General features: G+C 58.4%; 10 protein-coding genes. 7 read left to right on the plus strand and 3 right to left on the minus strand.

All coding sequences use genetic code 11. The features are described from left to right. Positions 1–185: 185 nt before the first annotated feature. The 7 genes from AC2FLA_RS16940 to selD are packed head-to-tail and all read left to right on the plus strand — an operon-like array spanning position 186 to position 8278. Positions 186–3056 carry a monovalent cation/H+ antiporter subunit A gene (locus AC2FLA_RS16940; RefSeq protein ID WP_496723731.1) on the plus strand — a complete coding sequence of 957 codons (2871 nt, stop codon included), beginning with the start codon at positions 186–188 and terminating at the stop codon, positions 3054–3056. Continuing rightward, positions 3056–3415: a Na+/H+ antiporter subunit C gene (locus tag AC2FLA_RS16945; protein ID WP_058274194.1), complete on the plus strand. Its 360-nt coding sequence runs from the start codon at positions 3056–3058 to the stop codon at positions 3413–3415. Before AC2FLA_RS16940 ends, AC2FLA_RS16945 begins: the two co-directional genes overlap by 1 nt. After that, positions 3412–4956 carry a monovalent cation/H+ antiporter subunit D gene (locus AC2FLA_RS16950; RefSeq protein ID WP_496723733.1) on the plus strand — a complete coding sequence of 515 codons (1545 nt, stop codon included), beginning with the start codon at positions 3412–3414 and terminating at the stop codon, positions 4954–4956. Before AC2FLA_RS16945 ends, AC2FLA_RS16950 begins: the two co-directional genes overlap by 4 nt. Further along, complete coding sequence (locus AC2FLA_RS16955) at positions 4953–5453, plus strand: Na+/H+ antiporter subunit E (RefSeq protein ID WP_432653421.1); 501 nt, start codon at positions 4953–4955, stop codon at positions 5451–5453. Before AC2FLA_RS16950 ends, AC2FLA_RS16955 begins: the two co-directional genes overlap by 4 nt. Continuing rightward, a complete protein-coding gene (locus AC2FLA_RS16960; RefSeq protein WP_058274196.1) occupies positions 5450–5719 on the plus strand; it encodes a K+/H+ antiporter subunit F in 270 nt (89 codons plus the stop codon). Before AC2FLA_RS16955 ends, AC2FLA_RS16960 begins: the two co-directional genes overlap by 4 nt. Positions 5720–5726: 7 nt before the next feature. After that, a complete protein-coding gene (locus tag AC2FLA_RS16965; RefSeq protein ID WP_108860214.1) occupies positions 5727–6113 on the plus strand; it encodes a Na+/H+ antiporter subunit G in 387 nt (128 codons plus the stop codon). A 5-nt stretch (positions 6114–6118) separates the two neighbouring features. Further along, on the plus strand, positions 6119–8278 hold the full coding sequence (gene selD / locus AC2FLA_RS16970) for a selenide, water dikinase SelD (protein WP_496723736.1): 2160 nt from the start codon (positions 6119–6121) through the stop codon (positions 8276–8278). Here selD and mnmH read toward each other — a convergent pair. The 3 genes from mnmH to AC2FLA_RS16985 form a co-directional block, all read right to left on the minus strand. Further along, the gene (gene mnmH, locus AC2FLA_RS16975; RefSeq protein WP_496723737.1) at positions 8269–9321 is read right to left on the minus strand and encodes a tRNA 2-selenouridine(34) synthase MnmH; all 1053 of its coding nucleotides are present in this window, start codon (positions 9319–9321) and stop codon (positions 8269–8271) included. The genes selD and mnmH overlap by 10 nt on opposite strands. 42 nt (positions 9322–9363) lie before the next feature. After that, positions 9364–10029 (minus strand): SOS response-associated peptidase, encoded by a 666-nt coding sequence (locus AC2FLA_RS16980; RefSeq protein ID WP_282119933.1) that lies wholly within the window; start codon positions 10027–10029, stop codon positions 9364–9366. A 140-nt stretch (positions 10030–10169) separates the two neighbouring features. Next, positions 10170–11747 (minus strand): bifunctional metallophosphatase/5'-nucleotidase, encoded by a 1578-nt coding sequence (locus AC2FLA_RS16985; RefSeq protein WP_496723739.1) that lies wholly within the window; start codon positions 11745–11747, stop codon positions 10170–10172. Between the last annotated feature and the right edge of the window lie 30 nt (positions 11748–11777).

The raw sequence follows: 11777 nt of genomic DNA on the forward strand, positions 1-11777 counted from the left end.
TCACAGCGCAGATTTGGAATCCGCGCCGAATTTATCCTGGCAGTTCAAGTTCACGTCATTTTTGCAGGCAAAAGCCGCAGCCTCGCTGTGTTGGCGCGCGGCAAATGAGTTGTATTAGCTGGACAGTAAGAAAATTATCCTTACAAAATCAGTACTACTTGACCGCCCAGAACGGAGTATCGCACTTGTCCCTATTCCTCATCGCGGCCCTTCCTTTTCTCGGCGCTGTTTTTCCAGCTCTTCTGATCAGGGCAGGACGAAATGCAGCTGCTTCTGCTGCTGGGTTGACCACATTTCTGGCGCTGATGGGTCTGTTGATCCACATCCCGTCTGTGATGCGAGGCGACGTTGTAACTGCGCGGTTCGAGTGGATACCTGCCCTTGGGTTGAACGCGAATTTCATGCTGGATGGGTTGGGTTTCCTGTTTGCTCTGCTGATCCTTGGGATCGGGTTGCTGATCATCCTGTACGCACGGTTCTACCTGTCGCGCGAGGACCCGATGGGGCAGTTTTACACCTACCTTCTGCTGTTTCAGGGCGCGATGGTCGGGATCGTTCTATCCGACAACATCCTGCTTTTGCTGATTTTTTGGGAGCTCACATCGCTTAGCTCCTTCCTGTTGATCGGATATTGGAAACATTTGCCCGAAGGACGTCAGGGTGCGCGGATGGCGCTTGCAGTGACCGGCTCTGGCGGGTTGGCGATGATCGCCGGGATGCTGATCCTGGGCAATATCGTCGGGTCTTATGACCTAAGCGTAATTTTGCAGAACAAAGAGCTGATCCAGGCGTCACCCTATTACCTGCCCGCGTTGATCCTGATCCTGCTGGGTTGCTTTACCAAGTCGGCGCAATTCCCATTCCATTTCTGGCTGCCCCACGCCATGGCGGCCCCGACACCGGTTTCTGCCTACCTGCACTCGGCCACAATGGTGAAGGCCGGGTTGTTCCTGATGGCCCGGATGTGGCCCGTTTTGGCTGGCACAGACGCCTGGTTCTACATTGTTGCCACAACTGGACTTATTACCATGCTGATGGGCGCGGTGATCGCTCTGTTCAAGGATGACCTCAAGGCCCTTCTGGCGTTTTCGACCGTGTCGCATCTGGGGCTGGTCACCATGTTGCTGGGCTTTGGCACAAAGATCGCAGCCGTGGCCGCGATCTTTCACATCATCAACCACGCCACGTTCAAGGCTGCGCTGTTCATGACCGCAGGGATCGTGGATCACGAAACCGGTACGCGGGATATCAAGCGGCTGGGCGGTCTGCGTCATCTGATGCCGATCACCTTTACGATTGGCACAATCGCTGCGCTGTCGATGGCGGGCATACCGCCCCTGAACGGGTTTCTGTCCAAGGAAATGATGCTGGAAGAGACCGTTCACACCACATGGCTGCACTATCATTACCTTGTACCGGGTCTGGCATTGTTGGCGGCGCTGTTTTCAGCGGCCTATTCCTTCAGGTTTGTCAGCCACGTGTTCCTAGGTCCGGAGCGTCATGATTACCCGGCCCATCCGCATGATCCACCCGTCGGTCTATGGTTGGCGCCTGCCTTCCTTGTCGTGCTGGTGGTACTGATCGGACTGAACTCTGCCGCCATCGTGGGCCCATTGGTCGCCGTTGTATCCAGCGCGGTCATTGGCGGTGAGAAGCTGCCGTATTATTCGCTGAAATTGTGGCACGGTTTTACGCCTGCCCTCTATATGTCCGTGGTCGCGACACTGGGCGGTCTGTTCCTGCTAAGCTTGCATCGGCATGAAGAGAAAATCTGGAATGCCCTGCCGCGTCCCGAGGCCAAGGTGATCTTTGATACTGTGATCGGAGTGCTGACAAGACTCAGTCGTTTGATCACCGATACTTTGCACAACGGCGTCCTCAGCCGTTACGCGGTCATTATGATCGGCTTCACCCTCGCGCTGGGTTATTATGCCTATACAACCGGCACAATTGGCCCCGAAACGCGGGAGGCGCTGCCCATTCAGATCATCCCGCTTATCGGATGGATCTGCCTTGTGGGTGCAACGCTGGCGATTATGTGGTTCCACCGCAATCGCCTGTTGTCGCTGGTGCTGATTGGTGTTGTCGGCCTGATCGTTTCGATGGCCTTCAACTATCTGTCCGCCCCGGATCTGGCGCTGACGCAGATCTCGGTCGAAGTGGTCACGATGATCCTGCTGCTGCTGTCGCTGAACTTCCTGCCCACGGATACGCCCTGGGACAGCAGCGCCGCGCGCCGCTGGCGCGACGCTGCAATCTCAGTCGTGGCGGGCATTGGTTCGGGCGCGCTGATCTATGCGCTGCTGCTGCGGGATTTTGCCTTTCCGACGATTTCGGAATTCCATCTGGCGAATTCTTACAAAGGTGGTGGCGGCACCAATGTGGTCAACGTCATCCTCGTGGACTTCAGGGGCTTTGATACCTTTGGCGAAATCATCGTTCTGGGTATTGCCGCGCTGATCATCTTTGCCTTGACCGAGGCTGTTTTGGGCACCAATGTCCGAAGCTATCTGCTGAACAGGAAACCGCATTGGCCACAGTCGGGGGACTCGCATCCGTTGATGATGGTGGTCGTGACCCGAATGATGATGCCCATCGCGCTGATGGTCGGGGCCTATATCTTTTTCCGCGGCCACAATCAGCCGGGCGGAGGCTTCATCGCGGGCCTTGTCGTCGCAATCGCCTTCCTGATGCAATACATGGCAAGCGGCTATACCTGGGCCATCGAACGTCAGAGGTTCTACTACCATGGCTCTATCGGCTGGGGCGTGCTGATTGCCGCGGCCACGGGTCTGGGTGCCTGGTTTAACGATCGTCCGTTCCTGACCAGCGATTTTGGCTATATTCACTGGCCACCGCTGGAAGAGTTCGAATGGGCCACCGCCATCCTGTTCGACACCGGCGTTTTCCTTGCTGTTCTTGGGGCCGTGATGCTGGCGCTGGACAGCCTGTCCCGATTTGCGTGGCAACCGGGTATGGCGCAGGAATTCCCGATGGATATCAACCCATTGCGGGATAATCCACCGCAAGAAGAAGAAAACAAGGAGCAGGTCTGATGGAAGCGCTCGTAGCCTCTGCCGTTGGCGTCATGACTGCTGCCGGGATATTCCTGATCCTGCGCCGCCGGACCTTCCCTGTCATTCTGGGCCTGTCTCTGCTGACTTACGCTGTGAACGTGTTCCTGTTCGCAACGGGCCGGTTGGCTTTGGACGCGCCAGCCGTTTTGAACAAGTACAAAGAGGTGCCTTATACCGATCCGCTACCGCAGGCTTTGGTGCTGACGGCCATCGTGATCTCGTTCGGAATGACCGCTGTGATCGTGATGATCGCACTCAGCGCCTACCTGTCCTCGAAAGATGACCATATCGACATGAACGCCAATGACAGCGTCGACGCGCCGGGAGAAGACGCATGAACCACTGGATCGTTGCGCCAATCGTCCTGCCCGCGATCCTGGCCCCGTTCATCATCATGGTCCTGCGCTTTCACCTGGACCTGCAACGCATCTTTTCGGTTGCCGGTGTGGTGGCCCTTATTGGTATTGCCCTGACCATCACCGCACAGGCCGCGGGTGGCGACATTCAGGTCTATGAACTGGGCAACTGGCCTGCGCCCTTTGGCATCGTTCTGGTGTTGGACCGGCTCTCGGCCATGATGGTGCTTCTGACTGCACTGTTGGCTTTGCCGATCGTGCTGTATGCAATCGCCTCTGGCTGGGACGACCGGGGCAAACATTTTCACGCCCTGTTTCACTTTCAACTGATGGGCGTCTGCGGCGCATTCCTGACCGGCGATGCCTTTAACCTGTTCGTGTTCTTCGAAGTTCTGCTAATCGCCTCCTATGGCCTGATGACGCATGGGGGCGGTGCAGTACGGCTGAAAGCCGGGGTGCAATATGTTGCCTATAACCTGCTGGGCTCCACCCTGTTCCTGTTTGCTTTAGGCACGCTTTATGCTGTGACCGGAACGTTGAACATGGCCGACTTGGCCGTGCGAGTGGCCGAATTGCCAGCGGATGACACCGCCCTGCTGCGGGTTGGTGCGGTTTTGCTGCTGCTGGTGTTTTGCATCAAAGCCGCTGTCTTGCCGCTGCACTTCTGGCTACCGGCGAGCTACGCCAGTGCACCCATGCCCGTGGCCGCCCTATTTGCGATCATGACCAAGGTTGGCGCCTACTCGATCCTGCGGATGTACACACTGGGCTTCGGCCCAGAGGTTGAGGCTACGCAGGGGCTTGTTGGTGCTTGGTTGCAACCCGCCGCTTTGGTGACGCTGGCTGTTGGTGCCATCGGCATTCTGGGCACACAGCATATCGCGCGTATGGTGGCGTTCTGTGCCATCACCTCGATGGGAACATTGCTGATCGCGATCTCGCTGTTCACTGAAACGGCCACAGCGGCGGCACTGTATTACGTGTATCATTCGACCCTGGCCACAGCGCTTATGTTCCTGGTCGCCGATCTGGTGATGGAGCGTCGTGGCGGCGCTATTGCCCCGACTGCACCAATGCCGCAAACGGGTCTGATATCGGCTTTGTTCTTTGTGGGTGCTATTGCGCTGGCGGGCATGCCGCCGCTATCGGGTTTTGTCGGCAAGTTGCTGGTGCTGGACGCCGCACGGGACGCACCGGATGCAAACGCCATCTGGGCCGTAATCCTGATCGGTTCCTTCGTCACCATTGTTGGCCTTGCCCGGGCGGGCTCGTTGATCTTCTGGAAAAGCCATGATGCCCAGCACAACACGGAATTGGACCCTGAAAACGAAGAAGAAACCCCGTCCGCGCCTGCACCCGAGCCCAACCCCGGCCTGGCTTTCACAGCCGTATTTGCCATGGCGATCGGCCTTGTGCTGCTGACCCTGTTTGCCGGGCCTGCGCTGGAGTATACCAATAAGACGGCCGAGCAATTGTTCACACCCGAAGATTACATCGCAGCCGTATTGGGAGGCGACACATGATCAGACTTCTGCACCGGATATTCCCGCACCCGCATCTGACGTTCTTGCTGACCATCGTGTGGGTCCTGCTGGCCAACAACATGACCCTGAATTCGCTGGTCTTTGGCCTGATCCTGGGCATCATCATTCCCTTCATCACACAGCCCTACTGGCCTGATCGCCCAAAGCTGCGCAACTGGCCCATGGTCGTTGAATACATCCTGGTTGTGCTTTGGGACATCGTGATCGCGAACATCACCGTTGCCCGGATTATCCTGTTCAAACGCGACGCAGATCGACAGCCGGCCTGGATCTCGATCCCGCTGGAGTTGCGCACACCTGAGGCTATCACAGTGTTGGCAGGTACGATCACCATGACCCCCGGAACCGTCAGCAGCGATCTGTCTGCGCAGGGGCACAACCTGCTGGTGCATTGTCTGGATGCCCCCGACCCTGATGCCGTGCGCGACCAGATCAAAAGCCGCTATGAGCGTCGTCTGAAGGAGATTTTCGAATGATCGACATTGCAATCGCCTTTGCATTCGCCTGCTTCGGCGCGGCCATTATGATGTGCCTTTGGCGGATCATTACCGCAGACGGCGTCGGCACCCGCGTTCTGGCCCTGGATACGATGGTCATCAACACGATCGCGCTGTTGATCCTATATGGTCTGACTCTGGGAACCGAAGTGTTCTTCGAATCCGCCATGATCATCGCCATGCTGGGCTTTGTCTCAACGGTTGCCTACGCGCGCTTCATGCTGCGTGGCAATATCATCGAGTGAGGGTGGAATGGGTTTCATCGTAGAACTTCTGATCGCCTTCTTCCTGGTCATCTCAGGCATCTTTGGCTTTGTCGGGTCCTACGGCATGATCAAGCTGAAAGATCCTATGTCGCGCCTGCACGCACCCACTAAGGCGACGACCCTGGGTGTGGGTGGCGTGTTGCTGGCATCGATCTGCCACTCGGTTCTGATCGAACAGCACCTGTCGCTACACGAACTTCTGATCACATTGTTCCTGTTCCTGACCGCGCCAATCACAGCCCTGTTCATTGCCAAATGGCACATTCACCGTCATGAAAAGCCCAGCGATCTGCCAGATGCGGGCGAGGACGAACTTTGGGCCACACACGCGGTTGAGCAAGTCGAAGACGTCCCTGATCACAGCAAGTCCTGAGTTTGATGCACCACCCACCGCTGCCCCTAACCCGCGATCTGGTTCTAATCGGCGGCGGTCACACCCATGCTTTGTTGCTGCGCAAGTGTGGCATGAACCCCCTGCCCGGCGCACGGGTGACGGTGATCAACCCCGGTCCCACGGCGCCATATTCGGGGATGCTGCCGGGCTTTGTCGCCGGGCACTACGCACGTCAGAACCTGAACATAGATCTGGTCAAACTAGCCCGCTTTGCCGGCGCGCGGATCATTCTGGGCGCGGTTTCCGGCATCGACCCAGACCGGCGCGAGGTTCATGTGCCAGACCGTCCTCCGGTGGCGTTTGATGTAGCATCGGTCAATGTCGGTATTACATCGGACATGCCCACCCTGCCCGGCTTTGACCAGCATGCGGTTCCGGCCAAACCGCTGGGTCCGTTTGCTGCCAGATGGGCAGAGTACCTGGAAGGATCAGGTGATGCTACGGTCGCGGTGATTGGCGGTGGGGTCGCCGGGGCCGAGCTCATCATGGCTATGGCCTTTGCCTTGCGCACCAAGGGGCGCACCGCGCACCTGACCCTGATTGACAACGCACATGCCCTGACGGCGACCCATCCCAAGTCCGCGCAGACCATTCGCAAAGCGATGGCTGATCTGGGCATCGAAGTGATCGAACAGGCAGATATTTCGCACATCGCTCAGGATCACGTCGCATTGCGGGATGGCCGCCAAATCCCGGCCAGCTTTGTGACCGGTGCAGCCGGTGCAAAACCCTATGACTGGATCGCGCATACAGGGCTGGATCTTCAGGACGGCTTCATCCGCGTCAACGCGCATTTGCAATCCAGCGACCCTACCATTTTTGCGGCGGGTGACTGCGCACATCTGACTGAAAACCCGCGCCCCAAAGCCGGAGTTTACGCGGTGCGCGAGGCCCCCGTCTTGTACCAAAACCTAAGGGCCGCTCTAGGGTCCGGTGCCATGCGACGGTATGAGCCGCAAAAGGATTACCTCAAGCTCATTTCGCTGGGCGGCAAGTCGGCATTGGGGGAGCGGCTGGGGACCTCGTTCAGCGGGTCGTTGATGTGGAAATGGAAGAACCACATCGACCAGAGTTTTATGGACAAGTTTCGCAACCTGCCGCAGATGAAGCCTCCGGCCTTGCCCCGCCATCACGCGGCCGGTTTGACCGAAGCCTTGGGCGACAAACCCATGTGCGGGGGCTGCGGTGCCAAGGTTGGGCGCGGCGCGTTGCAATCCGCGCTTGCCGATCTGCCAGCCCCAGTTCGTGCGGATGTGACACCACTGCCCGGCGATGATGCTGCCCTGTTACAGACCGGGGGTGCCCGGCAGGTCATGACCTCGGACCATCTGCGCGGCTTCGTGGACGATCCCGCCTTGATGACGCGCATTGCAGCGGTTCACGCGCTCGGGGATATCTGGGCTATGGGAGCCCGCCCACAAGCCGCTACGGCAACGATCATCCTGCCCCGCATGTCGCCAACCCTTCAGCGTCGCACCATGGCCGAGATCATGGCAACGGCCAGCGACGTCATCCGTACCGCCGGGGCCGAAATTGTAGGCGGCCACAGCTCGATGGGTGACGAGATGACGATCGGGTTCACCCTGACCGGTCTGTGCGACGACGACCCAATCACACTGTCCGGCGCGACACCCGGTGATGCCTTGATCCTGACCAAACCATTGGGCAGTGGCGTTCTGATGGCGGCAGAGATGGCGGGCGCAGCAAAAGGCGAATGGGTTGCGGTGGGCCTTGCACATATGGTGCAGCCACAAGGCCGGGCTTCAGAAGTATTGGCAGATGCACATGCGATGACCGATGTAACGGGATTTGGTCTGGCGGGGCACCTGCTGGGCATGACCGAGGCCTCGGGTTGCGGTGCCAACCTAGATCTAGGGGCAGTTCCGGTAATGGATGGAGCGTGGGAACTGGCCGCGCAGGGCATCCGGTCAACACTGTTCGAAGACAATCGCGCGATTACACTCGAATTACCGACGGGCGGCAAAGCTGACCTGCTGTATGATCCTCAGACCGCCGGAGGCCTACTGGCCGCGGTAGCAGCGGATCAGGCACAGAAGATCTGCGAAGCTTTGCGCAAAGTGGGGTATCCTGCCGTAATCATTGGGCACATGACCGATGCACCGGGGCTTCGGGTTCAAACCTGATCCAGGATGGCTTCGATCTGCGCTGCTGTTGCAGACAAGCCAGCATGATCCAACGCCGACGCATGGATGTTCGCGATAACGTCTGATCTGCGCACTCGGGCAGATTTGGCATATGCAGGATCATAGTGCTGCTCGATCAATGCCTGAGTCAGTGCGCGTTTGTCACCAGCGTCAATCATGTCCAGCCAACCGTCCACCACGTCATGCCCGCGGTGGAACCGCAGCGGGGAAAGGCGGTCGCGCAGGCGGTCAGAGTCCGACAGAACGTCATCATAGGCGGATACCAAGTAGTCCGAACGCGCCTGAACGGTGGCTGTTATCTGGATGCGAGGGGCTTGACGCAAGGCCGCCCAAAGCGTCGGCGGCAAGATCAGAGACCCGATTTTGGACGACTCCGCCTCGACCACCACAGGGCGCGACATGTCCAGACGACATAGCGCAGCGGACAGGGCGGACTCGAACGCCTTTTGGCTGGGTTGGCCACCGGGCATATCACCCAGCAAGGACCCACGGTGGTTGGCCAGCCCCTCTAGATCCAGAACCTGAACGCCGCGAGCCGCAAGATGCACTAAAAGTTCGGTCTTCGCCGTGCCGGTATATCCATCCAGCGCAATCAGGTGATGCGGCAGCGGATCATCATAGAGATACCGTTTCACCAACCGGCGATAGGTGCGATAGCCACCCTCGACCACTTCGGCCCGCCAGCCGATCTGTTGTAGCATCCATGTGAACGAACCCGATCTTTGCCCACCGCGCCAGCAATACACCAAAGGTCGCCATGCTCCTTCATGATGGGACAGGCTGTTCTCGATGTGATTGGCCGCATTCCGAAACACCAGCGCGGCCCCCAGTTTGCGCGCCAGAAAGGGGCTTTCCTGAACATAGATTGTGCCGACGCGGGCGCGTTCTTCGTTGTCCAGAACAGGCAGGCTGATGGCGCCGGGAAGGTGGTCTTCGTCAAATTCCGCCGGGCTGCGCACGTCGATCACCGTGTCAAATTCATGCGCATACAGATCGGGCAAACTGTCGAATTTCAGAACCATGTCAGAGGTCTATCCCGCAAAGCCGTGAATGAAAAGGCAGGGCTAAACTTCGATCGGTTCAATCAATTCCGGCCCGCTGGCGCGGTTCGAATTCACGGTCGGGCTGACGCGATGATAGCTGAGGACATCTTCGTCCCCCGGCTGCATCAGACGCGCGGCCCCCTTTCCGGCCTCCCCCAGCCACAGCGGCCAGTCATCGGGTTCCAGAATCAAAGGCATGCGATGATGGATCGCGCTGAGGTGACGGTTGGCCGGCGTCGTGACGATGGCGCAGGTGCCCTGCCGCGCATCTTCAGGCCCCCAATCCTGCCAAACACCGGCAAAGGCAATCGGTGCGTTGTCTTGACGGAAGATGTACCATGGCAACCTGTCGCCTTGTTCCGTCTTGGTCCATTCATAGAACCCCGTCGCGGCGATCAGGCAGCGGCGTTCGCGGCATGCAGCGCGAAAGGCGGGCTTTTCGGCAAGCGTTTCCGCCCGCGCGTTGATCAACAGAGGTCCTGCGTTTTCGCCCTTGTACCAATGGGGCAAAAACCCCCAGCGCAGCGGATCAAGCGTGCGCCCGTTTTCGCCCGCGCGCACCACATGCACCTGATTGGTCGGGCAGACGTTGAAATTCGGCACCGCTGGCAAAGTGTTAGCCGGGCGGGCCGAAAAAAGCTGCGCCATTGCATCGTTGGGAAGTGTTACGGCAAACCGTCCGCACATAGGCCTTGTCCCTTTTTCAGAAATTGTAGGTTAATGTCGCCCGCGCCGATACCGAGTGGAACACCATCAAGCCGTTTCTGACCATAAGACTGAAAAGGCCGCGTCAAACGCGGCCTTTTGGTTTGTTTATCGAAGCAGATTTACTTCTGCTTGATCCGTCCATCCAGATAGGGCGTATAAGGCGCGTTTTCGGCCAGGTATTCCGCCGTTACATCTGCCAGATCGGGGCCAAAGTCATAGGCGTTCTTGTCGTCGCCCGAGAACATCTTGTAGCCGTCACCGCCATTGCGAACGTAGTTGTTGGTGACCACCAGATAAGTCGCGGTCGGGTCGATGGGAACAAACCCGTCTCCGTCGGCAACCATGACCTCAGCGATACGCCCTTCGTTCGGCGCAACGGCCGGATCCCAGGTGAAGGTCAGGCCGGCAACCTGCGGAAAGCGGCCTTTAACCTCTTCCACCTGGCTGACGCCGTTTTCCAGCGCATCGATGACGCCCTGGCCGCTGATCTCAAAGGTCGAAAGCGTGTTCTGGAACGGCAGCACGGTCAGCACTTCGCCCATGGTCACGTCGCCCGGATCGATCGAGGCCCGCAGACCGCCTGAGTTGGCAATCGCGATCTTCACACCCTGATCAGCAACTCTTGCCAACATTGCGTCGGCCACAAGGTTGCCCATCTGGCATTCCTGAACACGGCAAATAGCGCGGTCGCCCTCGATGGCGTCGGCGGAGTTTGCGACTACCTTGTTGCGGATTTCGTCCAGAGGTACCGCCAGTTCGGCAATACGATCCAGAGCCGCCTGATCCTCGGTAACGGTGTTGTCCATGATCAGCGGCTCGCCAGCAGCCGAGACCACGTTACCGTCATCGTCAAAGGTCACATTAAGCTCGCCCAGAAATTTGCCATAGGCATAGGCCTGAACAATCTGTACGCCGTTGACGACGGTCGGGTACGGGCCGGCGGCCTTGTCCGAAGTGTTCGACAGATATGTGTTCGAGTGGCCACCTACGATCACGTCGACTCCGGTGGTTTCCTGCGCAACGCGCTGATCCACACCATAGCCCGAGTGGCTGAGAACGATGATCTTGTTGACGCCTTCACCGGTTAGCTTGTCGACTTCGGCCTGAACTGCAGGCACCGGGTCCGAGAACGAGATATTCGGACCGGGCGAGGCAAGCTCATCAGTGTCGATAGGTGTCAGGCCGATCAGGCCGATCTTTTCGCCACCCACTTCGATCACGGTGGATTTCTTGATCTTGTCGGTCAGCAACTCTTCGTCCGCGATATCCGCATTGGACATCAGAACCGGGAAATCGACCGAGTCGATAAAGCCGCGCAGAACCTCGGGTCCGTCGTCGAATTCGTGGTTACCCACCGTCATCGCGTTGTAGCCCAGCTTGTTCATGAACTCGGCCGCGACCTTGCCCTTGTAATACGTATAGAACAGCGATCCCTGGAACTGGTCTCCGCCATCGACCAGAATCGAGTTCTCGGCACGGCCACGTGCCTCCTCGACCGCAGTGACCAAGCGCGCGGAACCGCCAAAGCACTTGCCTTCGGCATTGTCTTCATCACCACAACCGCTGTCGTATTTGTTGATCGGCTCAAAACGCGAGTGGAAATCGTTGGTGTGCAGAATCGTCAGTTTGTACTCGGCAAATGCCATGCCTGCGGTCAGGCTGAGCGCGGCGGCAGATGTCAAAAGACGGGTGAGCATAGTTTAACTCCCTATTGTTAATTGCGGAGA

The sequence above is a fragment of the Ruegeria sp. CDSA033 genome (genome assembly GCF_059612305.1).